Source organism: Sphingomonas sp. jy18, from assembly GCF_056931895.1.
On record NZ_JBXPBT010000004.1, the window covers coordinates 252,105 to 279,090 of the forward strand.

Genomic DNA, 26,986 nt, shown 5'->3' on the forward strand with positions numbered 1-26,986 from the left:
AGCCGCGCCATTTCCGCTGCGCCTTAGGCCGCATCCCTCGCGCCCGCGCTGTTCACCCCGCGCGACTGGAACCAGCGCTTGATGTTGCGCGCGGCCTGCCGGATGCGCTGCTCATTCTCGACCATGGCGATGCGGACATGGCCTTCGCCTTCTTCGCCATAGCCGACACCCGCCGCTACCGCGACGCCGGCTTCGGTCAGCAACTGCTTGGAGAACTCAAGGCTGCCCATGTCCTTGAAGGCGGGCGGTAGCGGGGCCCAGGCGAACATCGATGCCTTGGGTGCCGGAATATCCCAGCCGGCGCGGCCGAAGCTTTCGACCAGCACATCGCGGCGCTTGTGGTAGAGCAACCGGTTGGCCTCGACGATATCCTGCGGCCCGTTGAGCGCGGCGCAGGCCGCGGCCTGGATCGGCGTGAACGCACCATAGTCGAGATAGCTTTTGACCCGCGTCAGCGCGGCGATCAGTTGACGGTTGCCGACCGCGAAGCCGACCCGCCAGCCGGCCATCGAAAAGGTCTTGCTGAGCGAGGTGAACTCGACCGCGACATCCTTGGCGCCCGGCACCTGCAGGATCGACGGGGTCGGGTTGCCGTCGAAATAAAGCTCGGAATAGGCCAGATCGGACAGCACCCACACCTTGTTCTCCCGCGCCCAGGCGACCAGCCGCTCGTAGAAGGCGAGGTCGACGGTCTCGGCGGTGGGGTTGGAGGGATAGTTGACGATCAGGATCGACGGGCGCGGCACGGTGTAGGCCATCGCCCGCTCGAGGCTGCGCCAATAGTCCTCATTGGGTGTGGTGGGCACGCTGCGGATGGTGGCCCCGGCGATGATGAAGCCGAAGGTGTGGATGGGATAGCTGGGGTTGGGTGCCAGCACCACGTCGCCCGGCGCGGTGATCGCAGTGGCCAGGCTGGCAAGGCCCTCCTTCGATCCCATGGTCATCACCACCTCGCTGTCGGGGTCGAGATCGACCCCGAAGCGGCGCTGGTAATAGGCCGCCTGCGCCTTGCGGATGCCGGGAATGCCCTTGGACGCGGAATAGCCATGCGCATCGGGTTTCATCGCCACTTCGCACAGCTTCTCGATGACGTGCGGCGGCGGGGGCAGATCGGGATTGCCCATGCCCAGATCGATGATGTCCTCTCCCGCAGCCCGCGCGGCGGCCCGCATCGCATTGACTTCAGCGATGACATAGGGCGGCAGGCGCTTCATGCGGTAGAATTCGTCGGACATTTTTCCCTCTGACCTTCCCCCAGCGCAGGCGCTGGCGGCAGTTTTCCTCTGACCTTCCCCCAGCGCAGGCGCTGGCGGCTGGTATGTTCGCCCTTGGCTGACTGTAGCGTCAGCGGCGGGGCCCTGACCGGGATTGGTCAGGTACCGGGGCTATACGCCGGAATTGCGCCAGCACAAATCCTCCCCGCCAACGCCAGGGCGACGAGCCTCAATCCTCGTCGTCGTCCCAGTCGTCGTCTTCGTCGTCCCAATCATCGTCGTCGTCATCATCGTCGATGTGACGCTGGCCTTCGGTGACGTCGGGTTCCAGCTCGCGGAAGAAGGGCTTGAGGTCGATTGCCTGGTTGACCGCGCGCTTGAGTTCGGCGGACATCGTCCCGGGAAGGGCGGCGGCCTCGACGCGGATGCCGCGGCGGCGCAATTTGGTGGCGAGGTAGGAGAAATCGCCGTCCCCGGTGACGAGCACGACCACGTCCGGCCGCGCCTCGATGGAAAATTCCAGCGCGTCCATTGCCATCAGCATGTCGATGTTGGCGCCGAAGCGCGGCGGCTCGTAGCCGAACAGCTGCTTGCCGCGCCAGGCGATGACCATGATGCCATGGTTCTCCAGCGCCATCCGCAAGCGGTGCTTGCTGTCATAGGCGCGGGCCCAGTTCTCGGGCATGTCGTCAGGTCGCCGTTCGGGAGGGAGGCCCAGATAGACGACCATCTCGACAATCTGCCGCCGCCCGCCGTCGCGCAGCCAGTTGCGCAATGCGACGATGTCTGGGCGGTAGCCTGCGGCCCTCGCGCCTTTCTGGAAATTGGCTTCGTCGACGAAAATCAGCGTGCGCATGACAATGGCTCCTGAGGACAATCACGTAGGAAAGATCCCCAGAATGGCGCGGCCAGCGCCAAATGAAAAGAGGGCAGTCCCCCCCCCGGTGCTCAGGCCTGCAATTCGACGTCCCAGTAGAGCCAGTCGACCCAGCTATCGTGCAGATAGTTGGGCGGGAAGCGCCGTCCATGGTCCTGCAACTGCCAGCTGGTCGGCCGGTAGGGCGTCTCGTGCAGATGCATATGCGCCTGCTTGGGCGTGCGGCCGCCCTTCTTGAGATTGCAGGGCGAGCAGGCCGTGGTGACGTTTTCCCAAGTGGTCCGGCCGTTGAGGCGGCGGGGCACGACATGGTCGAACGTCAGATCCTTGTGGCTGCCGCAATATTGGCACTGGAAGCGGTCACGCAGGAACAGGTTGAAGCGGGTGAAGGCCGGATATTCGGACGGTTTCACATACTGCCTCAGCGCGATCACCGACGGGATCTTCATGGTCTGCGTCGGCGAATGAATCTCGCGCTGATAGGTGTCGACGATGTCCACCCGATCCAAAAAGACCGCCTTTACGGCGGTCTGCCAGGGCCAGAGGCTCAGCGGGTAGTAAGAGAGCGGCGTATAGTCTGCATTGAGGACCAGCGCCGGGCATTGTTCGGGATGTCGGATGAGGTCAGGATGGAACATGGCCGTCGCGCGCGCTGCCTCCCAGGTGCGTCCTCTTGCGGCGGGAGTGCCACGCCGCTGTGACAGCCTCTTTACAGCGCATCGGGAATCATGACGTCAAGGGGGATTGCGCAGGGCAGGGCACAATATGTTGTAGCCTCAAGTCCCCTTGTGGCGCTTCATGCGGTGAGCGGTAGCGCCGAAGGCTTATGTACGCCCGCCGCCTCATAGCCCAGGACCATTCCGGCCCACCTGTTGCTTCGGGCCAACGCCCAGGTCGCCCCGCAGGCGGCGACCGTGCCCGCCAGAACCAGCATGGCTTCGGCGGCAGCCGGCAGTCCCCGATCGCGCAGGGTGTATACCAGCATCACTATGGCGGTCTGGTGGATGATATAGGCGGGGAACACTGCCTGCGACAGCGGCCGGCGCCAACGATGGTCATGGTTCAGGAACCGGTCGGCCAGCACCGGCAGGATCAGCAGCATCGCCCAGGCAAAGCCGCTGTCGGCGCTTTCGAACAGGATCATTTGCGCATCCGACCACAGCCGCTTGTCCGGCGTGTCGATCTCGATGGCCAGCACGGTAGCGAACAGCACTGCGGCCATCGCGGCGGCGATCGGCAGGCACGCATGCAGCGTCGTCCACAGGCTGCGGTCGCGCGCCAGCACGAAGCCCAGCATGAAGGGCGGGATATAATGCAGATGTCCCAGCCAGTCGTCGAACAGTCCATGGTCGGTGCCGATGGTTGCATCGAGCAACAGCCTTCCGCCGGCCAGTCCCGCTATCGGCAGGGCAAGCAGCAGCGCAGGCCGACGCAGCCAGTCCGGCAGCTGCAACTTGGCACCGAGCGCCAGCAGTGCGACCAGCCCGGCGGTATACAGCCACAGATAGCCGACGAACCACAGATGCTCCCAGTGCGGCAGCGTCTCCCCGGCGCGTTGGCCGAAGCGGAAATAGTCGCCCAGCCAGAAATGGAGGTAGCTGTCGGCATAGCCGTGCCCCGCCACCTGCCGCACCCAGCTTTGCGGCGGCACGATGACCGCGACGGCAAAGATCAGCGGGATCAGCAAGCGGCGGCTGCGCTGCGCCATGAACGCGGCAATGCCATCGAGCCGGGCGAGCAGCATGGCCGATGCATAGCCTGACACCAAAAACAGCAGCATCAGCCGCCATGGCGCGATGGCCTCCATCGCATGGGCCAGCCAGCCGAAGCGATGGTGGCTGTTGATCACCCACGCATGCGGGGAATAGGCCATGGCGACATGATAGCCGATCAGCAGCGCGAACGCGCCGATCCGCAGCCAGTCCAGGCCGAAGTGGCGCTGCCGGGTCATGCCGCTGTCCTGCTCCATCACCGGCTCCTTGCGCCAGCAGGGGGTAAGGAGCGGTTAAGAGCCAGTCTCAGCCGCGCGCGCCGCGCAGGGTGGAAATGGTCGTCCCCGCACTGATGCGCTCGACATCGGTCTTGAGGTGGAGCAGCCTGACGCCGCGTTGCTGCATGGCCTCGGCGAGTGCAGGCGCGAAAGCTGCGGTCGTCTCGACCGTCGCCGCCCACCCGCCGAACGCCCGCGCCAGCACCGCAAAGTCGGGATTGTGCAGCGTGGTGGCGGACAGACGCCCGGGGAACTCGCGTTCCTGATGCATGCGAATGGTGCCGTAGCTGCTGTTGTCGACGACAATCACCAGCATGTCGCAGCCATATTGCACCGCCGTCGCCAGTTCCTGTCCGTTCATCAGGAAGTCGCCATCGCCGGCCAGGGCCACCACCATGCGGTTCGGGTAGCGCTTGGCCGCCGCGACCGCGGCCGGCAGGCCATAACCCATCGCTCCGGCGGTCGGCGCAAGCTGGGTGGTCATCGGCCCATAGACCCAATGACGGTGCCACCAGCCCGAATAATTGCCGGCACCGTTGCACAGGATGCTATCCTCAGGCAGCGCCTCGCGCATTGCCTCCACGCACTGGCCGAGGTCGAGCGGCGTGTCGAAGGGCGTGACCCGGTTCCACGCCTGCCACTCCTCATGGGCGATGGCGCCGGCATCGAAGGGGATGATGTCGTCATCCGGCCACAGTGCCGCCATCTCGGCAAATTCGTGCGGATAGGCGCAGATCGGCAGGTCGGTGCGGTAGACCCGGTTGAGCTCATTGGGGTCGGGGTGGACATGCACCAGCAACTGGTCGGGATGATCGGGGGTGATCAGGCTGTAGCCATCGGTGGTCGCCTCCCCAAGCCGCGCGCCAACGGCGACGATCAGATCGGCCTTGCGGATGCGCTCCAGCAGCTTGGGGTTGGGGCCATAGCCCAGGTTGCCGGCATAGATGGGGCAGCGGTTGTCGAGCGCGTCCTGGCGGCGGAACGCGGCAGCGGTGGGCAGGCCGACGCGGGTCGCAAACAGCCCCCAATAATGCGCGGCGCCAGCCGTCCAGCCAGCCCCGCCGACGATCGCGATCGGGTCGGTCGCATCCTTGAGCAGATTCATGAACACGGCCATGGCCTCGCCGTCGGGGTCCTGCTCGGGCGGGGCAACGCGCGGCCGGTCGCGGGCAACCGCCACGTCGAGCAGCATGTCCTCAGGCAATGCCAGCACCACCGGGCCGGGCCGCCCGGCCATCGCGGTGGCATAGGCGCGCGCGACATATTCGGGGATCCGCTCCGCGCTGTCGATGCGCGCCGCCCATTTGGCTAGCGGCGCAAACATCGCCTGAAAATCGACCTCCTGAAAACCCTCCCGGTCGCGCATCGACCGGTCGACGTCACCGATGAACAGGATCATCGGCTGGCTGTCCTGCATGGCTACATGGACGCCGATGCTGGCATTGGTCGCGCCCGGCCCGCGGGTGACGAAGGCCACGCCCGGCCGCCCGGTCATCGCCCCATCGGCGCAGGCCATGTAGGCGACCCCGCCTTCCTGCCGGCAGACCACCGTCTCGATCGCCGGGACGTCGTGCAACGCATCGAGCACCGCAAGGAAACTTTCCCCGGGCACGGTGAAGATGCGGTCGCATCCCTGAATCAGCAGCTGGTCGACGAGGATGCGGCCGCCGGTGCGCGGCGTGGGGGTGGCTTGGGTCATGACGCTCCCTAACGCGTCGCCGCGCTTGACGGAAGGCATCGGTGCGTCATGCTGGCGCAACGACATGGGGAAAGGGGCGGCGATGGCCGATCGAGCGATGGACCGGGACGATGCGCTGGAGGATTTCGAGCGGCGCATGATCACGCTGCTGGGAGAGACCCGCCGCGTCTATGTCGCGGGCAGCGGCCCGGCCGTGATCGTGATGACCGAGATGACGGGCATCAGCCCGCAGGTCGCCCGCTTCGCGCGCTGGGTGCGCGATGCCGGCTTCACCGTCTACATGCCGCACCTGTTCGGCAAGGACGGGGCGGTGGCGGGCACGCTGCGGGGCATACCGACCTTGATCCGCGGCTGCATCAGCCGGGAATTCCGTGCCTTCGCCAGCAATGCGTCGAGCCCGGTGACCCGCTGGCTGCGCGCCCTGGCGGCGCACGCCCATGCCGAGGCCGGCGGCAAGGGCGTCGGCGCGATCGGCATGTGTTTTACCGGCAATTTTGCCCTGTCGATGATGCTCGAATCCAGCGTCATCGCGCCGGTAATGGCGCAGCCCAGCCTGCCGCTCGGCAACCCCGCCGGCATGCATATCGCGCCCGACGAACTGGCCACGGTCAGGCAGCGGCTCGAAGACGAGGATCTGACGGTGCTGGCCTATCGCTTCGACGGGGACCGGCTGTGCCGCGCTGCCCGGTTCGATGCCTTTGCTGCGGCGCTAGGGGATCGGTTTGTCGGGCGGACCCTGCCCGACAGCGCAGCCAACCCCGATGCGATCATGAAGAACCCGCACTGCGTGGTGACCCATCACCTGATCGATGAGGAAGGCCAGCCGACCCGCATGGCGCGCGACGAGATACTGGATTTTTTCAGGATGCGGCTGGCGGGGTAGCGATCACCGCCACCCCGTCCGATTTCAGGTTATGATCTTGTGCTCAGGCGGCGGCGTCTTCGCCTTCGCTCGCTACCTTGCGCGGGCGGCCGCGACGCTTGGGCGCGGGCGCCTCGCCGTCGACATCATTGGCAGCCGGTGCGGCGGGCACCTCGGCGGCGGTATCGCTGCGCGCCGGCTCGATGCCGATGGCGGGCGGCAATACCGCCAGATCGATACCCATCGGCAGATCGTCGCCGCCGCTCTCTTCGCGATCGCGCCGCGCCGGACGTTCCCGGCGCGACAGGCGCTCGCCCTGTCCGGCATCGTCGCGATTGCCCCGGTCGCGACGCGGCTGCGCCTCAACCCGATTGTCGCGCTGACGGTCTTCACGCGGACGTTCGTCACGGGGACGGTCCTCACGGGGCCGGTCGTCGCGGGGACGATCATCGCGATTGCGGTCCTCGCGCGGGCGCTCATCGCGGTTGCGCTCTTCGCTGCCGCGCTCGTCGCGCCGGGCGTCGCGATTGCCATTTCCATTGCCATCGCGACGTCCGTCGCGGTTGCGGGTGGCGCGGCCGATCATGTCGATATGGTCGAAATCGTCGATGTCTTCGCTCTCGTCGCCGGTTTCGGCCGACTGCGGTTCGCGGTCATCGTCGCGCTCATCCATGCGCGAGCGCTGCTCGTCCTGGCGGGAGCGGGTATCGGCGAGCACGCGGTAGTAATGGTCCGCGAACTGCAGATAATATTCGGTCATCACCCGGTCGCCGGACATTTGCGCGTCGCGGGCCATGTTCTTGTATTTTTCCAGAAGCTGGGCGGCGTTGCCGCGGGCGCGGCTATCGATCCGGTTGCCCTGGTCGCCACCGCGCCCGTTACCCTGGGGGCGCTGACCATTGTTATTGTTGCGACCGCGACGGCGGCCACCACCCTGGCGATTGTTCATCGACTTTGGCTATCCTCGAAGAGAGAGTATCGGTATCCCGTATGCCGCTTTCATTTGCACAGGCGCGCGGGCTTTGTGGCCCTCTCTCTCGCGCCAGACCTTGGGACCGGGGCGATGCGCGACTTGCCGCTTGGGAGCTGTAAGGCGGCTAATGGACCCCAGATGGATGCTTCAGCCAGCGATTACCCCTCCAGCCCTAGCCATTGCGCACGACAAAGCAAGCAAAAACGTCAGCCGCGCGACAGGAGCAGCGCCCGGTCACGCCCCGCCAGATCCTGCCTGCACGCCACTGCGAACCCCGCAGCTTCAGCCAGTTGGGTGACGGCCGCGCGCTGGGACCAGCCGATTTCGAGGATGGCGATCCCCTCTGCCGCCAGCAGTGCGGGCAGCGCGGGGATGATGCGGCGGTAGTCGTCGAGACCGTCGGGCCCGGCGAAGAGCGCGACATGAGGTTCGTGATCGACCACGCTTGGCATCAGCGCTTCGGCCTCCGCGATGTAGGGAGGATTGCAAAGTATGAGGTCGAATTGGCCTTGGAGCCCGGTTGTCCAATCACCCAGCCGAAATCGAGCACGGCCCTCAAGGTTCAAATCCACGGCGTTATCTTCGGCGTAGGTTATGGCCTTTTCAAAATCATCGATACCGAGCCCATGCGCTTGCGGATACTCGCTCAGCGCCGCGAGCAGTAGCGTGCCCGGGCCGGTGCCGAGATCGAGGATACGCAAGGGTGCCTGACGGTCGGGGAAATGCTCCAGCGCCGCTTCGATCAGCGTTTCGCTGTCGCTGCGAGGAATCAGGACGCCGGGGCCGACGCTCAGCCGGATGGTCCAGAAATCGCGATAGCCGAGGATATAGGCAATGGGCTCATGCGTCAGGCGGCGGTCGACCAGCGCGTCGAAACCGGCGGGGACGGCGAAGCGCGCAGGATCGAGCAGCAGAGCCTCGCGCTCGACGCCCAGCGCATGCGCCATGAGCAGTTCGGCGTCGAGGCGCGGGGTATCGCTGACCGGGGTGAGGTGCGCGGCGGCAGCGGCGAGGGCAGGGCTGATAGCTGACAACGGCACCTCCCCTTCATCATTGCGAGCGGAGCGAAGCAGTCCAGTGTCGTGCAGCGCCGCCCTGGATTGCTTCGCTCCGCTCGCAATGACGGCCAACTCGAGATGCGGCGCTACCCATCGCCCATTGCCGCCATGCGCTCCGCCTCATCTTCGGCGATCAGCGCGTCCACCAGTTCGTCGAGCGCGCCTTCCATGATCTCCGGCAGACGGTGCAGGGTCAGGTTGATGCGATGGTCGGTGACGCGGCCTTGCGGAAAGTTATAGGTGCGGATGCGCTCGGACCGGTCGCCCGAGCCGACCATCGCCTTGCGCTCGCCCGCGCGCTCGCTGGCGATGCTGTCGCGCTGCACCTCATAGAGGCGCGCGCGCAGCACCTGCATCGCCTTTTCCTTGTTCTTGTGCTGGCTGCGTCCGTCCTGACAGGTGACGACGGTGCCGGTCGGCAAATGGGTGATGCGCACCGCCGAATCGGTGGTGTTGACATGCTGACCGCCCGCGCCGGACGCCCGATAGACGTCGATCTTCAGGTCATTGTCGTTGATCTGGACATCGACCTCGGTCGCCTCGGGCAGCACGGCAACAGTGGCGGCGCTGGTGTGGATGCGCCCCTGCGCCTCGGTCGCCGGTACGCGCTGGACGCGGTGGACTCCGCTCTCGAACTTGAGCTTGGCAAAGACGCCGCTGCCGGTGACGCTGGCGACGACTTCCTTGTAGCCGCCGACATCGGCGGAGGCAGCGGAAACCAGCTCGACCCGCCAGCCCTGGCCTTCGGCATATCGCGAATACATGCGCAAGAGATCGCCCGCGAACAGCGCGCTCTCGTCCCCGCCGACCCCGGCGCGGATTTCGAGCATGGCGGAGCGTTCGTCAGCGGCGTCGCGCGGCAGCAGGGCGATCGCAAGCGCATGTTCGGCGGCGGCGAGCGCCTCCTCGACGGCGGGAATTTCCTCCTCCGCCATCGCCTTCATCTCGGCGTCGGCAAGCATCTCTTGCAACGCCGCCAGCTCGGCGCGCAGGCGCGCCACCTCTTCCGCGGCCTTGGCGACCGGCTCGATCTCCGCATAATCCTTCGACGCTTGCACAAACGCCGCGCCCTCCAGCGCGCCCGACGCCATGCGCGCGGCAATCTCATCGCGCCGGTTGGCGATCTGGCCGATGCGTTCGTCGGAAATGCGGGTCATTGCGGTGCGATCAGCGGCGATCCGTCGGGCGGAAGGTTGGAGGGTGACACATCGGTCAGCGCAGCCACCGCTTCGCCCAAGTCGCCATGCAGGGGAGCAGAGTAGCTCCTTCCAGTAGGCAGATGCTTGATCTGGACAACGCCTGCATCAAGCTCTTCATCGCCGAATATGAGCGCAACTTCTGCCTTGATTGCATTAGCGCGCTGCATGCGCTTTTTGACATTGCCCTTATACGCGACGTCGCACCGCCATTGAACTGAGCGTAGCTCAGCTACCATCTTGACCGAGGCTTGTTCGGCACGACTACCGATTGGGATGATAGCGACGTCGATCAACGGTGCCTTGGGCTCCTCCAACAACATCGCTAGCCGCTCGATCCCCGCAGCCCAGCCGACCGCAGGCGTCACAGGCCCGCCCAGCGCCTCGATCAGCCCGTCATAACGTCCGCCGCCGAGCACGGTGCCTTGCGCACCCAGCCGGTCAGTGACGAACTCGAATGCCGTGTGGCGGTAGTAGTCGAGGCCGCGCACCAATCGGGCATTGCGGGTCCAGGTGACGCCCGCCGCATCCAGCCCTGCCGTGACTGCACCGAAGAAATCCTGCGCCTCGCTGGTCAGGAATGCGTCGATATCCGGCGCGCTGTCCGCCGCCGGGCGGTCGCGCGGGTCTTTGCTGTCGAGGATGCGCATCGGGTTGCGCTCCAGCCGGGTCAGGCTGTCCTCGCTCAACTCCGCGCGATGCGCCTCGAAATGGTCGATCAGCCCGGCGCGCCACGCCTCGCGGCTGGGCGCATCGCCCAGCGTGTTGAGCGTGCAAGTCACGCCCTCGCTGATGCCGAGCTCGCGCAGCAGCTGGTCGGCAAAGCACAGCAGCTCGACATCGGCGGCAGGTTCGCCCGCACCGAGCACCTCGGCGTCGAGCTGGTGGAACTGCCGGTAGCGGCCCTTTTGCGGGCGCTCGTAGCGGAACAAGGGCCCGTGCGTCGCGACCTTCAGCGGCGCATGCTGCTGCCAGCCGTTGGTAATATAGGCGCGGGCGATGCCGGCGGTGAATTCGGGGCGCAGGGTGATGCTGTCGCCGCCGCGATCCTCGAAGCTGTACATTTCCTTGGAAACGACATCGGTGGTCTCGCCCAGCGAGCGGGCGAAGACCGCGGTCGGCTCGATCACCGGGGTTTCGATGCGCTTGAAGCCGTAGAGCTTGCGCACCCGCTCGAACGTATCGACGACATGCTGAAAGCGATCCGCGCTGTCGCCGAGCATGTCTTGCGTGCCGCGCACGGGATGAGGGGTCTGAACCTTGGCCATGGCCGCGCCGCTAGCGGATGTGGGGCGCTTTTGCCAGTGGCGGGGACTGCTGGACAAGGACGGGGGTTGGCGGGCAAGACGCTGGTCAACACCGCTGTACCGAGGTCGCCTGATGCCCAGCCCCCGCCTGCTCCTTGCTGCCACCGCGCTCGCCCTGATCGCGCCTGCCACTGCGCCCGCGCAGAACAGCGCGCCGCCGGTGCCTGCGCCGCTTCTCGATACGCCCTATCCGGGCACGATGCTGCTGGAAGTCGATGCCACCGATGTCGCGCGCGCCATCTATTTGGTGCGGCAGACGATTCCCGTGGCCCAGTCCGGGCGGCTGACGCTGCGCTACCCCGAATGGCTGCCCGGCAAGCATGCCCCGCGCGGGGAGATTTCCGCCATCGCCGGGCTGACCTTCACCGCCAATGGCCGCGCGCTCGAATGGCGGCGCGATCCGGGCAATGTCTATGCCTTTAACGTCGAGGTGCCCACAGGCGTGCGCAGCATCGAAGCGCGCTTCCAGTTCCTGTCGGCCACCCGACCCGCTGAGGGGCGTATCGTCATCACCCCGGCGATGCTCAACCTGCAGTTCGAACAGGTTTCGCTCTACCCCGCCGGCTATGCGACCCGCGCGATTCCGGTGCAGCCGACCGTCATCCTGCCCGAAGGCTGGACGGGGGTTGCGGCGCTGGACGGGGCGCAGGTCAGCGGCAATCGCATCCGTTATGGTGTCACAGATTATGAGACGCTGATCGATTCGCCGATGTTTGCCGGCGCGCATTTCCGCCGCTGGGACTTGGGCAACAATGTCACGCTCAATGTCGTGGCGGACGAGGCGCGCTTTCTCGAGGCGCAACCCGACCATATCGCCGCGCATCGTGCGCTGGTCGAGGAGGCGATCGCCCTTTTCGGCAGTCGCCCGTTCGATCGCTATGAATTCCTGCTGGCGCTGACCGAGGAGCTGGGCGGCATCGGGCTGGAGCATCACCGCAGCTCCGAAAACAGTCGCGAGACCGATTACTTCGTCGACTGGGACAGCAACGGCTCCGAACGCGGTCTGCTGCCGCACGAACTGACGCATAGCTGGAACGGCAAATATCGCCGGCCCGAGCGGCTGTGGACGCCGGATTATGATGTGCCGATGGATGGCCGCCTGCTGTGGGTCTATGAAGGCCAGACCAGCTATTGGGACCTGTTGCTGGCCGGCCGGTCGGGCATGCAATCGCCTGAAATGCTGCTGGGGGAGATGGCGCGCCACGCCGCAACATATCAGGTGCAGCCCGGGCGCGCCTGGCGCAGTGTCGAGGATACGACGCTCGATCCGGTGATCGCGGCACGTCGTCCACGCCCCTATGCCTCTGCCACCCGCACCGAGGATTATTACAACGAGGGCGCGCTGGTCTGGCTCGAAGCCGACATGATGATCCGCCAGATGACCGGCGGGCAACGCAGCCTCGACGATTTTGCGCGCCGCTTCTTCGGCGGGCGCGATGGCGATTATGGCACGGTGACCTACAGCTTCGACGATGTCGTCGCTGCGCTGAACGCGGTTGCGCCGCACGATTGGGCGACCTTCCTCGACACCCGCATCAACCAGCCGGGCCAGCCGGCGCCGCTGGGCGGCATCGAGCGGGGCGGATACCGGCTGGTGTTCCGCGACACAGCCAATGCCTTCGATGCCGAGCGGATGAAGGAGGGCAAGACGCTCGATCTCACCTTCTCGCTGGGGATCACCCTCGACAGCAAGGGGGAGGTGACGGCGGTGCAAGTCGACAGCCCGATGTTTGCAGCTGGCATTACCAACGGCACCAAGATCCTGGCGGTGGGCGGCATGGCCTATAGCGAGGAACGGCTGAAGGCGGCGATCACCGCTGCGGCGAACGGGCGCACGCCGATCGAGCTGCTGGTGCAGCGCGGCGACCGCATCCGTACGATCACGCCGGAATGGACCGGCGGCCTGCGCTATCCGCATCTGGAGCGGATCGGCGACGGTCCGGCCTTGCTTGACCGGCTGTTCGAGCCTAGGCGCGCGGGCACATAATCCGAGTCCCGTCATTGCGAGCGCAGCGAAGCAATCCAGTGTTGCGCGGCGCCGCCCTGGATTGCTTCGCTGCGCTTGCAATGACGGGTAACACTGCCTCTCTCTCCCCAGCCAAGAAAGGACGATAGTCCATGGACATTTCCGTCATCCCGACCGGCGGCAACCCGCCCAACAACGTCAATGTCATCATCGAAGTGCCTGCGGGCGGCGAGCCGGTGAAGTATGAATTCGACAAGGCATCGGGCGCGCTGTTCGTCGACCGCATCCTGCACACGCCGATGCGCTATCCGGCCAATTACGGCTTCATTCCGCACACGCTGTGCGGTGACGGCGACCCGCTCGACGCGCTGGTGGTGGCGCGCTCGCCGTTCCTCGCCGGCTGCGTGGTCCGCGCCCGGCCGATTGCGGTGCTCTATCTCGAAGACGAGCATGGCGGTGACGAGAAGCTGGTGTGCGTGCCCGACACCAAGACCTTCCCTTATTACACCAACGTCCGCGAGAAGGAGGATCTGCCCGACATCGTGTTCGCGCAGATTGAGCATTTCTTCACCCACTATAAGGATCTGGAACCGGAAAAGTGGGTCCGTGTCGGTCGCTGGGGCAATGCCGATGAAGCGCGCGCGGTGGTGCTGCAGTCGATCGCGCTGGCCAATAGCAAGGCCGAATAGTCACATCGTCCCGGGCTCGACCTGGGGCCGCCGGCAGCGTGGTGCCACGCCGAGGCGGCAGCGGATCAAGTCCGGGGCGACGTCAGGCTGAGGATGAGATCGTCTCGATCTCGATCCGCGGCCGGGGCAGTGCGATGCCCGCGGCCTTGAACGCGTCCCAGATGGCGAGAAACACTTCGCCCTGGATATTGCCGAGACCGCTTTCAGGGTCTGCAATCCAGATGCGCAGCTCATGGTCGACCGCGCGTTCGCCGAAGCCGGTGATCCATACCAGCGGGGCGGGGCTGTCCAGCACCCGCGGATTGGCGCTTGCAGCGTCGACGATCAGCCGCTGCGCCTGCCGCAGGTCGGCATCATAGGGCACGGGAATGCGCATTCGCACGCGCACGTCGGGGTTGGAATAGCTCCAGTTTTCGACCGGCTGCGTCATCAGCAGCTCGTTGGGAATCAGATGCTTGCGCCCGTCGCGGGTGACGACGCTGACGGCGCGCACGCCGATCTTCACCACCCGCCCGACATTCGGCATGGTCGCGTTGGGCGAGGGCGATCCGCCCATGCTGTTGCCATCGCCGACGACGATGACATCGCCCGGCTTGATCGACCGGTCCATCAGCAGGATGATGCCGGCGATCAGGTTGCCCACCGTCTTTTGCAGGCCGAAGCCGATGGCGAGGCCGAGCGCGCCGGAGAAGACCGCGAGCGCGGTGAGATCGATGCCGAGCAGATCGATGCCGATGAAGGCCGCGAGCGTGAACAGCGCCACGCCCAGCAGCTTTTCGGTCAGGATACGCTGGGTATCGTCGATGCCGGGGTTGCGGCGCAGCACCCATTTGATCGCCCGCAGCGTCAGCCGGACCCCGAAATACAGCAGGACGGCGACGATGATCGCCGAGACGAGGCCGTATAACGACAGCCGATAGGCGCCGACATCGACACCGATGGTGCGGGCTGCCTCGGTAATGCGGTCGAGCGTGGTCACGCCAGCCCCGCTGCCGCCAGCGCCCTCTCGAGATCGGCGATCAGGTCGGCCGGGTCTTCCAGACCGATCGACAGCCGGATCAGCGGACCGTCGCCGCGCCATTTGACTGCGCTGCGCGGCGGGTTGGATGGGACGGCCAGGCTTTCGAAGCCGCCCCAGCTGTAACCCAGCCCGAACAGGCTCAGCGCGTCGATGAACGCATCGCGCTGCGGCTTCGACGCGCCCTTGAGCGTGAAGCCGAACAGGCCGCTGGTGCCGGCAAAGTCGCGCGCCCAATGCGCATGGCCAGGGCAACCGGGCAGCGCGGGGTGCAGCATCGTCCCCACCGCCGGCTGCGCGGCGAGCCAGCGCGCCACAACCAGGCCATTTTCGCCATGCCGCTGCATCCTGACATCGAGTGTCCTCAGCCCGCGCAGCATCAGCGCGCAATCGTCTGGCCCGACCGCTTGGCCGAGCTGATAGGCGGAGGCGCGCAGCCGCTCCCACAGCGCTGGTGCGACGGTGAGCGATCCCATCATCGCGTCGCTATGCCCGCCGACATATTTGGTGAGGCTCATCATGCTGATGTCGACGCCATGCGCCATCGCGCCGAACAGCAACGGCGTCGCCCAGGTATTGTCGAGCATGGTGGCAATGCCATGCGCTCTGGCCACCGCGACAATGGCAGGAATGTCCTGCACCTCGAAGGTCAGGCTGCCCGGGCTTTCGAGGAAGATCGCCCGCGTTTCCGGGCGGACCAGCGCGGCGATGCCGCTGCCGATCAGCGGATCGTAATAGGTGGTGGCGATGCCCATCCGCTTGAGCAGCCCGTCGCACAGGCTGCGCGTCGGGTCATAGACTGAATCGACCATCAGCAGATGATCGCCGGGGGAGAGCAGGGCGATGAGGCCAGCGGCAATCGCCGCCACCCCGGATGGATAGAGCAATGTGCCCGCCGCGCCCGGTTCCAGCTGGGTCAGCGCGTCGGCGAGCGCCCATGTCGTCGGCGTGCCACGGCGCCCGTAGAACAGCTTGTCGTGCGTGTTGCGCCCGCGCGATTCGAGGTCGGCGACGCTGTCGTAAAGGATGGTCGACGCACGCCACACCGGCGGGTTGACGATGCCGCCGCCGAGGCGGGGATCGCCGGTCCATTCGGGACGCCGCCCGCCCGTGACCAGGCGGGTGGCGGGTGACTGGGGATGATCCGGGGTTTTGCTCAAGCCGAGCCGGTGGCCTTGGGCGTGGCCGGGTCGGCACCCCATTCGGTCCAGCTGCCGTCATAGACGGCGACATCTTCCTTGCCGAGCAAATGCGCGGCAAAGGCCAGTGCGCTGGCGGTCATGCCGCTGCCGCAGGTGGTGACCAGCGGCTTCTCGAGGTCGATGCCGGCGCCGGCGAAGGCAGCGCGCAGGTCTTCGCCCTGCTTCCAGGTGCCATCGGCATTGAACAACTGGCTGTGCGGCAGGTTCTTGGAACCCGGAATATGGCCCGGCGCCATGCCCGGGCGCGGATCGCGCTCTTCGCCGGTGAAGCGCTTGGCCGGGCGGGCGTCGAGCACCTGTTCGGTGCCGCTGTCGACATTGGTCAGCATCTGCGCCTTGGTGCGGACGACGTTGGCATCGCGCCACACGGTGAAGTGGCGGTGACGCAGCTTCTGCACACCCATTTCGAGCGGGCGGCCCTCGGCCTTCCATTTGGCGAGACCGCCATCGAGCAGCGCCACGTCATGCGCGCCGAACAGCTTGAGCAGCCACCAGGCGCGGGTCGCGCTGGCCAGCGGGCTGTCGTCATAAAGGACGATGCGGCTGCCATCGCCCAAGCCAAGGCTCTGCATGCGGCTGGCAAACTTCTCGGCCTTCGGCGCCATATTCTCGATCGGGTCGGTCGGGTCGACCATGTCGGCCAGATCCATGAACACCGCACCCGGGATGTGCCCCGCCTCATATTCGGCACGGGCATCGCGGTCAGACCCGCTCATGAAGCGCGTCGCATCGACGACCCTCAAATCGCTCGCGCCCAATTCCTTTGCGAGCCATTCGGTGGTTACCAGCGAGTCCATGTCCTGCTCCCTTGTTGCGCCGTTCCTGCGAGATGTTGGCGCTGTTGCTGTTTCGCTTTTTTGTCCCGGGGAGGGGGTATTTCCAATCAAACCTGCGGCAACCTATGCCGCAGCATCGAGCTTGGCAAGGAAGCTCGCGGCGGAGTCGCGGATTTTCTGTTGCGTTGCAACATCGAATTTGTCCCAGCTGCGAAACGGCATCGCCAGCCGCGGGTTGCTGCCCAGCGCGTCACGATTGCGCACCAGAAAATCCCAGTAGAGGGCGTTGAGCGGGCAGGCGGTCGGCCCGGTGCGCTGCTTCACATCATAGCGGCAGTCGCGGCAGTAATCGCTCATCCGGTCGATATAGGCCCCGCCCGCCGCATAGGGTTTCGAGCCCAGCAAGCCGCCATCGGCGAACTGGCTCATACCGATGGTGTTGGGCGCCTCCACCCATTCATAGGCGTCGACATAGATTTCGAGATACCATTGGTGCAGCGCGTGCGGGTCCAATCCCGCAATCAGCGCGAAATTGCCGGTCACCATCAGTCGCTGGATGTGGTGCGCATAGCCATGATCGAGCGTCTGACGAATCGCCTGGCGCAGGCAGTTGAGGTCGGTTTCGCCCGTCCAGTAAAAGTCCGGCAGCGGGCGGCTGGCCCCCAGATGGTTGCGGCGAACATAGTCGGGCCCCTCGCGCCAATAGATGCCGCGCACATATTCGCGCCAGCCGATGATCTGGCGGATGAACCCCTCTGCGGCGTTCAGCGGCACCCGGCCGGCACGATATTCGGCCTCGACCGCATGGCAAAGCGCCAGCGGGTCGAGCAGTCCAAGGTTGAGCGCGGGACTGAGCAGCGAATGGAACAGGAATGGCTCGCCCGTCACCATCGCATCCTGCCAGTCGCCGAAGCGGGGCAGGGCGTGGGAAAGGAACCAGCGTTGCTGTGCAGCGGCATCCGCGGCCGTCACCGGGAAAGCGAAGTGCGCCAGGCTGCCGGGATGGTCGGCAAAGCGGTGCTCGACCAGCGCCAGTACCTCCCGGGTGATCGCATCGGGCGCATAGCGCGGCATGGCTGGCGGCACCGGTGCCTGCTTGCCCGGCTTGCGGTTGTCGCCATCGAAATTCCACTGTCCGCCTGCCGGATCGTCACCGTCCATCAGCAGGCCGGTCGTGCGGCGCATGACGCGATAGAAATATTCCATGCGCAGTTGCTTGCGGCCGTCGCCCGCCCAGTCGTTGAACAGCGCATGGCCGGCAATGAAGCGGCGGTCCTCGCGAATGTCGACCGGCATGCCGAACAGCGTTTCCCAGCTTTCGATCGCCGCCATCACCCGCCATTCGCCGGGCTCGGTGATCACGATGCGGTCGGGGCTGTGCCGATCGATGGCGCGCGCGACCTCCCCGGTAAAGCTGCCGCTGTTCCCGGCATCGTCGAGCCGGATGTAGTCGACCGTCCAGCCGGCACCGCGCAGCGCCTCGGCATGATGGCGCATGGCCGACAGGATCAGCGCGATCTTGGCCTTGTGGTGCCGGACATAGAGTGTCTCTTCGGCCACCTCCATCAGCAACAGCACGCTGGAAGAAGGGTCGGCATCCGCCAGCGAAGACAGGGTGGGCGATAGCTGGTCGCCCAATATGGGGATGAGGGTTTTTACCAACTCTGCCGTTCCCGTCCGCGATGCGCGTCAAAGGCTGCGGGTTAGCGGCAGCGACCGGAGGGGCAATACCGGCCTCAGGCCACCTTGCCGATTCCGGTGTCGCGCTGGCCGAGCGGCGCGAAGCTGGTCGGCCCCTGGTCGAGCCGGAAGGGTGCGAGCTTCGCCCCTTCCCGGCCGGGTTCGCGCCCGATCACGAATGCGCGGGCGCTCTGGCCATCGATCGGCGCTTCGCCTGCGCCATGGCCATAGCGGGTATCGACCGCGACCAGCGGTATCGCCAGCACGCGGCCCTCGATCGTCACCGGATTGAGCGCGTCGAGCGGGGCCGCAAGCTCCCCTTCGAAGCGATGCTCGGTCCCTGCCGGCAATGACACGACGCCGTGATGCACCGGCTGTTCGGCCAGAGCGAACCATTGGGCAATGCCCTGCGGGTGCACCTGCGATCCCGCGAACAGCCCGATCCTGACCGTCACCGGTTCGGCGGCGATGGCCCCTCGGTTGCGCACGGTTACCGCATAGCGGATCCGCAGATTGAGCAGCGTCGACTGCGCCGAAAGCGCCTCGAACGCGATGTCCAGATCGGCGCGGCGGCCCAGCGCCGTGGCCGGCGAAGCGGGCGGAGCAGGCACCGCCGTCGCGGTCGGCTGCGGATGTGCGGGCGCAGGCGGCACGGGCTTGGGTCCGGGCGGAGGGGCGGCCTTGGGCGGCTCGACGGCCGGTTTCGGTAGCGCCAGCGGCCGACGACGGCGACGCCAGCCGAACCAGCCGGCCAGCAGCAGCAGGACTGCGCCGACGACAGCCGCCAGTGGCAGCCATTCGGGGGTCGCGTCGGGCGCGGCAGCCGGAGGTGCGCTCGGCTCGACAGGAGCGGCCGCCTGCGGCTCGACTGTGGCGGGCAGTGTCGCTGCGGGCGCATCGACCGACGGCGCGGTGCCATCCTCGGGCGGAAGCGCACGCTCTGGCTCCGGAGCGGGCGTTGCAGCGGGGGCTGCAGGCCGCGCGGCCGGTGGGGCGGTACGGGTCGCCGGCGCCGACGGACCGGCCGGCACCGCCGTCCGCCCGGTCGCTGGCGCACTCTGCCGTGGCTGCGCCTGGCCGTTGGGCGGCGGCTGCACCGGAAAGGGCGTGAGATTGGGCAAAGGCCGTTGGTTCTGCGGCGGCGGCGGCGCGATCAGCCCGTCGGGAGGGCCGGCAACACCCGCGGCAGGCGGGGCAGGAGCGGGTGCTGGCGCGGGCGCCGGGGTCGGCGCCGGCTGGGCGATGGCCGACGCGGCAGTGCCAGCCGCCAGTCCTGCCAGCGACAGCGGGAGCACGGACGAAAGGAGAAGGGTTCTGGGCGTCATGAGCTGGACATCGATACAGGGGTGCGCGGCAGGGCGTGCGCGTGACAAGCCCCGCGCCTGTGGCTAAAGCGCGCCGATGGTCAACCCCCCCGCTCCCAAATATCTCGGCCAGACGAGCGCCCTGCCGGACAGTCCGGAACAGGCGGTGCTGGATTATGTGCCCAACCCGCGCATCGGCGAACTGTTCTGCGTACGATTCGTCTCGCCCGAATTCACCTCGCTCTGCCCGGTCACCGCGCAGCCCGACTTTGCCCATATCGTCATCGATTACGCCCCGGCCGAGACCATCGTCGAAAGCAAGTCGCTGAAGCTGTTTCTCGGCAGCTTCCGCAATCACCAGGCCTTTCACGAGGATTGCACGGTCGGCATCGGCCGGCGCCTGTTCGACGAGATGCGCCCGCGCTGGCTGCGGATCGGCGGCTACTGGTATCCGCGCGGCGGCATTCCGATCGATGTCTTCTGGCAGTCGGGTGAACCCCCGGCGGGGCTGTGGCTGCCTGATCAGGGCGTGCCGGGCTATCGCGGGCGCGGATAAATCTGCGCTGGCGACTTGGAATAGCAATATATCGACACTAGTGTCAGCAGATGCCCGTCGCCGTTTCCCATTCCCACCCCATCAGGGTGCTTGCCACCGACATCGATTTCATGGGGCATGTCAACAATGCCAACTACCTGACCTGGGTGCAGGAAGCGGTGCTTGCCCATTGGCGGCACATCGCGCCGCCGCAGGCGGTGGCCGAGCATTTGTGGGTCGCGCTCAAGCATGAGATCACCTACCGCCGTCCCGCGTTCCTCGATGACGAGGTGATCGCCACCGTGGTGCTGGAACGGGTCCAGGGCGCCCGCGCCTTTTACGAAACCATCATTCGCCGCGGCGAGGATGTGCTGGCCGAGGTCAAGTCGAGCTGGTGCTGTGTCTGCGCCGATACGCTGCGCCCGGCGCGGCTGGCGCGCGATGTCGTGGCGCGTTTCTTCGGCGGAGACATGCCTCAACCGTGACCGGCGGGCGGCAACGGCCGGTCAGAGAGCGGGATTGCTGTAGGCGTGCCAGGCGAATATCGCCGCCGCGCCGCGGTACGGTCGCCAGGCGTCTGCCATTTCGCGCGTCGCCTTCTCGGCCGGGCGCGCGTCGAGCCGCTTGATCCGCCCCACCGCCTCCTGCACCGCCAGGTCGCCGGCGGGCCAGATGTCGGGCCGACCTTCGGCAAACAGCAGATAGATTTCGGCGGACCAGCGGCCGATGCCCTTGATCTTGGTGAGCAGCGCGATCGCCTCCTCGTCGTCGGCCGGCAACGCCGAAAGATCGACCTCCCCCGACAGCACCAGTCCGGCGAGACTGCGGGCATAGCCCTGCTTCTGGCGGGACAGGCCACAGGCGCGGAGCGCTTCTTCGCTGGCGGACGACAGCGCCGTCGGGGCGCAGCCCTCGCCCAGTTCCGCCTCCAGCTTGCGCCACACCGATGCCGCGGCATGGATGCTGACCTGCTGACCGACGATCGTCCGCAGCATGGTGGTGTAGCCGCGCTCGCGGATGCGTGGCTCAGGATAGCCCACGGCGGCGAGACAGCGGGCGATGTCGGCATCGCGCCCGGCCAGGGCATCGAGAGCGGTGGTGAGTTGCTCGGCCGTCAGGCCCATGGGCTGATCCTTACTGACAGTGTTGTGACTTGATTCGCTTCTGCCCGCCGCGCATAGGCACAAGCGCGCAGCGGGCGGCCGTCCCGTTTCTTGCGCGCAAAGCAGCGGAAGGGAAAGAGCGGCATGGCAAAGCTGGTGGTGGTGACGCGCGATGGCACCGAACATGAGATCGAAGGCGATCCGAAGCTGTCCGTGATGGAAATCATCCGCGATGCCGGCTTCGACGAGCTGCTTGCGCTGTGTGGCGGCTGCTGTTCGTGCGCGACCTGCCATGTCCATGTCGACCCCGCCTTTGCAGATGCCGTCGGCAAGATGGGTGAGGACGAAAACGACCTGCTCGATTCGAGCGCGCACCGCGACGCCACTTCGCGCCTGTCCTGCCAGTTGCAGTTCAGCGAATCGCTCGACGGTCTGCGGGTGACCATCGCCGCAGAAGATTGATCGCAGCGCTTGGTACGCGTGCGGCTCAGCCGCGCGCCTCGGCAGCGGCATAGAGCGCAATCGCTGCCGCATTCGACACATTCAGGCTTTCCATGCGCGGGCTGATCGGCAGCCGGGCGAGCTGGTCGCAATGCTCGCCGATATTGTGGCGCATGCCCGGCCCTTCGGCGCCCAGCACCAGCGCCGGTCGCACCCCGCCCGAAAGCGCGCTGCCGATCGTCTCGCTCGCCTCTCCCGCCAGACCGATTCGCCAATAGCCAGATTCGGCAAGCTCATCGAGTGCACGGGCCAGATTGACCACGCGCACCCACGGCACGGTCTCCAGCGCGCCCGAGGCAGCCTTGGCGATCGTCCCGCTTTCCGGCGGGCTGTGCCGATCCTGGGTGACAATGGCGACCGCATCGAAAGCGGCGGCGGAGCGCAGGATCGCGCCGACATTCTGCGGGTCGGTGACCTGATCGAGCAGCAGGATCGGCCGCTTGTCCTCGTCGGCGGGATCGCGGAACTCGTCGAGCCAGCGATCGGGCAGCGGCTCGAACTCTGCGACCAGCCCCTGATGCGGCGCGTTGGCCGGCACCAGCCGGGCAAGGTCGGCCGGACCGGACGGAGTGATCGGCAGGACCGGTGGCAGCGCCAGCGCGTTCAGCGCCTCGTGCGTTCCCCACATGCGCAGCAGGGTGCGTTCGGGGTTGGCCATCGCAGCGATGATGGCATGCTTGCCCCACATGCGGACGGCTTTGGTGACGGTGCTGTTGCGGCGATCGGTCTTGCGGGTCATTTTGCGCCCATTCCATGCTGGCCGTTGACAGGCAAGCGCCCTTTCGCCATGGCGCGCCTCTCCCGTTGCGCGGCACTCTAACCGGCCGCACCGGATGGTGCCATCGCGCACCGCAATCGGGGACAGGTGGCCGAGTGGTTAATGGCAGCAGACTGTAAATCTGCCCGCGAGAGCGTACGCTGGTTCGAATCCAGCCCTGTCCACCATTTTCACTCCCGCTACCTAGGCCTCGCCACGCCCGAGCGGCAGCGGGAAATTTCCAATCGGGATCGGAACTGCTGCGCTGTCCGCGCGCTTCCATGGCCGTGGATCAAGCTGGGCGACCTCGATCTCGCTACAAACAGTCCTCGAATGGGGAGTCTACTCGCGCAAGCGCGGCCGGCCGCGAGATTGCTACAGTGGCGTAATATTCATGACCGTAACGACAGGACCTATTTTTGTCAGACCGAATGATGTGAATTTCACTTGCATGTCAGCTATTGTAAGCATTGTTACGGTTTCCAAACAATAGCAATTGATGCATTTATGCTACACTACCGTACAAGCGATTTTGGCTATGGATCGTCTCGGGGCAAGCCGGGTTTATCGCGTGAGGGCAGGGGTGCAGATGCGCCCGCCTGACACGAGAAACCCCGGTTGCACTGGAGACACCCCCCGATGACCAAAAGCAGACTGATGGCTGGAACGACGCTGTTCGTTACCGCTGTTGCCCTTTCCCAGCCGTCGCTGGCGCAGCAGACCGCCAGCGAGGCGGCGCAGACCAATCCCGCCGAAGCCAACTGCCTCGATGACAATGGCAACGGCACCTGCGACGATCAGGAAGTCGACAACGGCGATCCCATCGTCGTCACCGGCTCGCGCATCGCCCGCCCAAATCTCGAATCGACGGTGCCGATCACCTCCCTGCAGGGCGAGGAATTCTTCCAGACCGGCCAGGTCGCGATCGGCGACGTCATCAACGAACTGCCGGCGCTGCGCAGCACCTTCGGCCAGTCGAACTCGACCCGCTTCCTCGGCACCTCGGGCCTCAACCTGCTCGACCTGCGCGGCCTCGGCACCCAGCGTACGCTGGTGCTGGTCAACGGCCGCCGCCATGTCGGTTCGGACATTCTCAACAACGCGACCTCGCCTGACGTCAACACCTTCCCGACCGATCTGATCGAGCGGGTCGACGTGGTGACCGGCGGCAATTCGGCCATCTACGGGTCGGACGCGATTGCCGGGGTCGTCAACTTCGTGCTCAAGCGCAATTTCGACGGCATCAGCGCGCGTGCGCAGGGCGGCGTCAGCGAATATGGCGATGCTGCGGCCTATTTTGCCAGCATAACCGCCGGCACCAACTTCGCCGAGGATCGCGGCAACATCGCAATCAATGCGGAATATGCGCGCCAGAACCAGTATTTCGCCGATGGCCGCCCGCTCGGCCGCCAGGATGGCTTCGTGGTGGTCGACACCGATCCGGCGGGCAGCGACGGTACGCCGGATCGCCTCTTCTATCGCGACATCCGCTCGGCGACGCTGACCAACACCGGGCTGGTCCGCTTCGGCGGCACCGCTGCCAATAATTGCGGGACGGCGGCCAACGGCAGCTTCTTCAACTGCCCGTTCACCTTCCAGCCGGATGGCACGCTGGTGCCGGTCACCGGAACGCGCATCGGCATCGGTCCCAACGGCAATTTCGTTGGCGGCAATGGCGAGAATTTCCGTGGCGGTCGCCAGTTCCAGCTGTCGCCGCGGCTTGAGCGCTACAATGTCAATCTGATCGGCCGGTTCGCCATCAGCGAAGCGTTCGAGCCGTTCGTCGAAGCCAAATATGCCCGCACCGACAGCTTCGGCAGCGGCAGCAGCGGCCCGGCCTTCATCACCGGCACCACGCTCGGCGATGCGCGCGAACAGCCCCGTCTCGACAATCCCTATCTGTCAGCCCAGGCCCGCGCGCTGATCACCCAGCAGCTCACCCAGCAGAATGGCGTCGCTCCGGCACCCAACGCACGTTTCTCGCTGCGCGAAAACCTGCTCGGGCTCGGGGTGCGTTCGGAAGAAGCGACACGCGAAACCTATCGCATCGTCGCCGGCCTGCGCGGTACCTTCAACGACGACTGGACCTACGAAATTTCCGGCAACTATGGTGAGTTCAAGGAACGCACCAAGGTGCTCGGCAACCTCAACGTCCAGCGCTTCCTGCTCGCGGCGGATGCGGCGACCAACCCGGCCACGGGCCAGATCCAGTGCCGCTCCAGCTTCGATCCGGCGGCGCGCATCGGCTATATCGACGAAGGCGATATCTTCGCTGCCGACGTCGCAGCCTGCACCCCGATCAACCTGTTCGGCGGCCAGTTCACCCAGGCACAGCGCGATTATCTGCTCGCCGACACGGTCTCTACGGGCCGGATCAAGCAGTTCGTCGGCAGCGCCTTCGTCTCCGGCGACAGCAGCGACTGGTTCGAGCTGCCCGGCGGTCCGATCGGCTTCGCCCTCGGCGCCGAATACCGGCGTGAGCGCAACTTCTACCAGCAGGATCCGCTGGTCGAGGCTGGATACACTTTCTACAACGTCATCCCGACCTTCGACCCGCCGGCGTTCGAAGTGAAGGAAGCGTTCGGCGAATTGCGTATCCCCATTCTCGCCAACGTGCCCTTCGCACAGGAATTGACGATCAGCGGCGCAGGCCGGATCGCCGACTACAAGGGTGCGACCGGCACGGTCTATTCCTACAATGGCGGGATCGACTGGGCGCCGGTCGAAGGCCTGCGCCTGCGCGCAAACTATTCGCGTGCGGTGCGTGCGCCGAACCTCGTCGAGCTGTTCAGCCCTCCGGGCCAGAATTTCGCGACGATCGCCGATCCCTGCTCGGCGCGCAACATCGGCACCGGCTCGGCCAACCGCGCCGCCAATTGCGCGGCGGCGGGCGTGCCTACCGGCTATGACTTCGTCTATTCGCAGAGCCTGGAAATCGTCAGCGGCGGCAACCCGGCGCTGCGCGAGGAAACGTCGAACAGCTTCACCATCGGCGGCGTGTTCCAGCCCAGCTTCGTGCCCGGCCTGACGCTCTCGGTCGATTATTACGATATCGAGGTGAAGAATGTCATCGCCGCGGTCGGCGCGCAGACGATCGTCGATCAATGCTATGACTCGGCGAGCCTCGACAACCAGTATTGCGCCCTGTTCCAGCGCAACACGACGGGTGCGGTCGGGCCGCGCGGTGAAATTCCGTTCCAGATCCTGGAAGGGTCGCTGCTCCAGTCGAGCCTCAACTTCGCCAGCCTGCGGGCTCGCGGGATCGATGCCGAACTGTCCTATCGTTACCGCTTCAGCGAATCCGCTTCGGTCGACACGCGGGTGACCTACACCCACGTGTTCCAGCGCGACGATTTCCTGAACCCGGACGATCCCGGCTTTGCCGACCAGCAGCTGCTGGAGCTCGGCACGCCGCAGGACGAGTTCACCTGGAATGTCGACGCGAACATCGGCGATGTCACCGTCGGTTACCGGATGCGCTACATCGGCAAGCAGGTTCTCAATGCCTATGAGGACTTCTTCAGCGTCGATGGCCGCGACCCGGAGAATGCCGATTATGCGGATCGCCGCTTCTACCCGGCGGTGTTCTACCACAATCTGCGGGTCGGCTTCGATGCCGGGCGCGATTTCAACTTCTACGTCGGCGTCGACAACATCACCAACCGTCAGCCACCGCTCGGCCTGACCGGTATCGGTGGCGGCAGCGGCATCTATGATGTGCGCGGACGCTACTTCTACTCGGGCATTGCCGCAAAGTTCTGATCGGGCGTCGATCTTTGGTTACAACAGGAAACGGGGGGCATCTGCCCCCCGTTTTTTTGGTGCCATCCGTCAGCGGACGAGCTTTCCCTCGATCACGCCGGTGGCGGGATGATGCTTGTCGAGATGACGCCGGATGATCCTGAGGTTGCGGCTGTTGGAACGGAACATCAGGTCGAACAGGTCGCCGGCCACCGGCACCGCGCCGACCAGCGCGTCGAAGCCGATGTTGCCGGCCATCCGCCACAACTGCCATTTCGGCATGCCGAGGTTGCGGGCTTCCCAGACGATATAGGCGCCCATCGCCGCGGTGATGACGTCGCCGACGACCGGCACCAGGCCGACGATCGAATCGAGGCCGATGGCACGGTTGACGCCGGGGATGACGAAACTGCGCTCCAGCAGCATTTCCATCGCCTCGATACGGCGGCGGATCGCGGCTGGATCGCGCGCGTCGATGCCCGCTGCGGCAAAAATCTGGGTAAACTGGTCCTGGGTGGTGGGCATGGTAAGGCGGCAC

24 protein-coding genes and 1 tRNA gene are annotated in these 26,986 nt (G+C 66.0%); 8 read left to right on the forward strand and 17 right to left on the reverse strand.

Annotated elements, in window-relative coordinates:
• Nucleotides 1-23: 23 nt before the first annotated feature.
• The 5 genes from AC0QC4_RS12015 to AC0QC4_RS12035 all read right to left on the reverse strand — a co-directional run bounded on the left by AC0QC4_RS12015 (nt 24) and on the right by AC0QC4_RS12035 (nt 5,780).
• A complete protein-coding gene (locus AC0QC4_RS12015) occupies nt 24-1,235 on the reverse strand; it encodes an LL-diaminopimelate aminotransferase (protein WP_483660136.1) in 1,212 nt (403 codons plus the stop codon).
• A 208-nt stretch (nt 1,236-1,443) separates the two neighbouring features.
• A complete protein-coding gene (locus tag AC0QC4_RS12020) occupies nt 1,444-2,070 on the reverse strand; it encodes a LabA-like NYN domain-containing protein (protein ID WP_483660137.1) in 627 nt (208 codons plus the stop codon).
• A 92-nt stretch (nt 2,071-2,162) separates the two neighbouring features.
• Nucleotides 2,163-2,729 carry an HNH endonuclease gene (locus AC0QC4_RS12025; RefSeq protein ID WP_483660138.1) on the reverse strand — a complete coding sequence of 189 codons (567 nt, stop codon included), beginning with the start codon at nt 2,727-2,729 and terminating at the stop codon, nt 2,163-2,165.
• Between the two features lie 158 nt (nt 2,730-2,887).
• Entirely contained in the window at nt 2,888-4,060 is a 1,173-nt protein-coding gene (locus AC0QC4_RS12030) for an acyltransferase family protein (RefSeq protein ID WP_483660139.1), read from the reverse strand.
• Between the two features lie 49 nt (nt 4,061-4,109).
• Nucleotides 4,110-5,780 carry a thiamine pyrophosphate-binding protein gene (locus AC0QC4_RS12035; RefSeq protein WP_483660140.1) on the reverse strand — a complete coding sequence of 557 codons (1,671 nt, stop codon included), beginning with the start codon at nt 5,778-5,780 and terminating at the stop codon, nt 4,110-4,112.
• 82 nt (nt 5,781-5,862) lie between these two features.
• Here AC0QC4_RS12035 and AC0QC4_RS12040 point away from each other — a divergent pair, with 82 nt between their 5' ends.
• Complete coding sequence (locus AC0QC4_RS12040) at nt 5,863-6,663, forward strand: dienelactone hydrolase family protein (protein ID WP_483660141.1); 801 nt, start codon at nt 5,863-5,865, stop codon at nt 6,661-6,663.
• A gap of 43 nt (nt 6,664-6,706) precedes the next feature.
• On the opposite strand, the gene AC0QC4_RS12045 is transcribed toward AC0QC4_RS12040, so the two are convergent.
• The 4 genes from AC0QC4_RS12045 to hisS all read right to left on the reverse strand — a co-directional run bounded on the left by AC0QC4_RS12045 (nt 6,707) and on the right by hisS (nt 11,137).
• Nucleotides 6,707-7,591, reverse strand: a complete 885-nt coding sequence (locus AC0QC4_RS12045; RefSeq protein ID WP_483660142.1) for a DUF4167 domain-containing protein — start codon at nt 7,589-7,591, stop codon at nt 6,707-6,709.
• 230 nt (nt 7,592-7,821) lie between these two features.
• Nucleotides 7,822-8,640 carry a peptide chain release factor N(5)-glutamine methyltransferase gene (gene prmC, locus AC0QC4_RS12050; RefSeq protein ID WP_483660299.1) on the reverse strand — a complete coding sequence of 273 codons (819 nt, stop codon included), beginning with the start codon at nt 8,638-8,640 and terminating at the stop codon, nt 7,822-7,824.
• A gap of 119 nt (nt 8,641-8,759) precedes the next feature.
• The gene (gene prfA, locus AC0QC4_RS12055) at nt 8,760-9,830 is read right to left on the reverse strand and encodes a peptide chain release factor 1 (RefSeq protein WP_483660143.1); all 1,071 of its coding nucleotides are present in this window, start codon (nt 9,828-9,830) and stop codon (nt 8,760-8,762) included.
• On the reverse strand, nt 9,827-11,137 hold the full coding sequence (hisS, locus tag AC0QC4_RS12060; RefSeq protein ID WP_483660144.1) for a histidine--tRNA ligase: 1,311 nt from the start codon (nt 11,135-11,137) through the stop codon (nt 9,827-9,829). The genes prfA and hisS overlap by 4 nt, the downstream gene beginning before the upstream one ends.
• Nucleotides 11,138-11,249: 112 nt before the next feature.
• Here hisS and AC0QC4_RS12065 point away from each other — a divergent pair, with 112 nt between their 5' ends.
• Both AC0QC4_RS12065 and ppa read left to right on the forward strand, forming a co-directional pair.
• On the forward strand, nt 11,250-13,163 hold the full coding sequence (locus AC0QC4_RS12065; RefSeq protein WP_483660145.1) for a M61 family metallopeptidase: 1,914 nt from the start codon (nt 11,250-11,252) through the stop codon (nt 13,161-13,163).
• Nucleotides 13,164-13,294: 131 nt separating this feature from the next.
• Nucleotides 13,295-13,831, forward strand: a complete 537-nt coding sequence (gene ppa / locus AC0QC4_RS12070; RefSeq protein WP_483660146.1) for an inorganic diphosphatase — start codon at nt 13,295-13,297, stop codon at nt 13,829-13,831.
• Between the two features lie 82 nt (nt 13,832-13,913).
• Here the strand turns inward: ppa and AC0QC4_RS12075 are convergent, their stop codons facing one another.
• From AC0QC4_RS12075 to AC0QC4_RS12095, 5 genes are all read right to left on the reverse strand, one after another.
• Entirely contained in the window at nt 13,914-14,810 is an 897-nt protein-coding gene (locus tag AC0QC4_RS12075; RefSeq protein ID WP_483660147.1) for a mechanosensitive ion channel family protein, read from the reverse strand.
• Nucleotides 14,807-16,051 carry a cystathionine beta-lyase gene (gene metC, locus AC0QC4_RS12080; protein WP_483660148.1) on the reverse strand — a complete coding sequence of 415 codons (1,245 nt, stop codon included), beginning with the start codon at nt 16,049-16,051 and terminating at the stop codon, nt 14,807-14,809. Before metC ends, AC0QC4_RS12075 begins: the two co-directional genes overlap by 4 nt.
• Nucleotides 16,006-16,848, reverse strand: a complete 843-nt coding sequence (gene sseA / locus AC0QC4_RS12085) for a 3-mercaptopyruvate sulfurtransferase (RefSeq protein ID WP_483660149.1) — start codon at nt 16,846-16,848, stop codon at nt 16,006-16,008. Before sseA ends, metC begins: the two co-directional genes overlap by 46 nt.
• A 102-nt stretch (nt 16,849-16,950) precedes the next feature.
• On the reverse strand, nt 16,951-18,489 hold the full coding sequence (locus tag AC0QC4_RS12090; protein ID WP_483660150.1) for a cryptochrome/photolyase family protein: 1,539 nt from the start codon (nt 18,487-18,489) through the stop codon (nt 16,951-16,953).
• A gap of 74 nt (nt 18,490-18,563) precedes the next feature.
• A complete protein-coding gene (locus AC0QC4_RS12095; protein ID WP_483660151.1) occupies nt 18,564-19,832 on the reverse strand; it encodes an LPXTG cell wall anchor domain-containing protein in 1,269 nt (422 codons plus the stop codon).
• A gap of 76 nt (nt 19,833-19,908) precedes the next feature.
• On the opposite strand from AC0QC4_RS12095, the gene queF reads away from it, so the two are divergent.
• Nucleotides 19,909-20,367, forward strand: a complete 459-nt coding sequence (queF, locus tag AC0QC4_RS12100; protein ID WP_483660152.1) for a preQ(1) synthase — start codon at nt 19,909-19,911, stop codon at nt 20,365-20,367.
• A 50-nt stretch (nt 20,368-20,417) separates the two neighbouring features.
• Nucleotides 20,418-20,831, forward strand: a complete 414-nt coding sequence (locus AC0QC4_RS12105; RefSeq protein ID WP_483660153.1) for an acyl-CoA thioesterase — start codon at nt 20,418-20,420, stop codon at nt 20,829-20,831.
• Between the two features lie 21 nt (nt 20,832-20,852).
• On the opposite strand, the gene AC0QC4_RS12110 is transcribed toward AC0QC4_RS12105, so the two are convergent.
• Nucleotides 20,853-21,470 carry a DNA-3-methyladenine glycosylase family protein gene (locus AC0QC4_RS12110; RefSeq protein ID WP_483660154.1) on the reverse strand — a complete coding sequence of 206 codons (618 nt, stop codon included), beginning with the start codon at nt 21,468-21,470 and terminating at the stop codon, nt 20,853-20,855.
• Between the two features lie 123 nt (nt 21,471-21,593).
• Between AC0QC4_RS12110 and AC0QC4_RS12115 the strand changes: the two genes are divergently transcribed.
• A complete protein-coding gene (locus AC0QC4_RS12115) occupies nt 21,594-21,911 on the forward strand; it encodes a 2Fe-2S iron-sulfur cluster-binding protein (RefSeq protein WP_483660155.1) in 318 nt (105 codons plus the stop codon).
• A 25-nt stretch (nt 21,912-21,936) separates the two neighbouring features.
• Here the strand turns inward: AC0QC4_RS12115 and AC0QC4_RS12120 are convergent, their stop codons facing one another.
• Nucleotides 21,937-22,689, reverse strand: a complete 753-nt coding sequence (locus tag AC0QC4_RS12120) for a TrmH family RNA methyltransferase (protein ID WP_483660156.1) — start codon at nt 22,687-22,689, stop codon at nt 21,937-21,939.
• Nucleotides 22,690-22,809: 120 nt separating this feature from the next.
• Here AC0QC4_RS12120 and AC0QC4_RS12125 point away from each other — a divergent pair.
• Nucleotides 22,810-22,895 (forward strand) — tRNA-Tyr (locus AC0QC4_RS12125).
• 451 nt (nt 22,896-23,346) lie between these two features.
• Nucleotides 23,347-26,469, forward strand: a complete 3,123-nt coding sequence (locus AC0QC4_RS12130; protein ID WP_483660157.1) for a TonB-dependent receptor domain-containing protein — start codon at nt 23,347-23,349, stop codon at nt 26,467-26,469.
• Nucleotides 26,470-26,538: 69 nt separating this feature from the next.
• Here the strand turns inward: AC0QC4_RS12130 and AC0QC4_RS12135 are convergent, their stop codons facing one another.
• Entirely contained in the window at nt 26,539-26,973 is a 435-nt protein-coding gene (locus AC0QC4_RS12135; RefSeq protein ID WP_483660158.1) for a DUF4112 domain-containing protein, read from the reverse strand.
• Nucleotides 26,974-26,986: the final 13 nt, after the last annotated feature.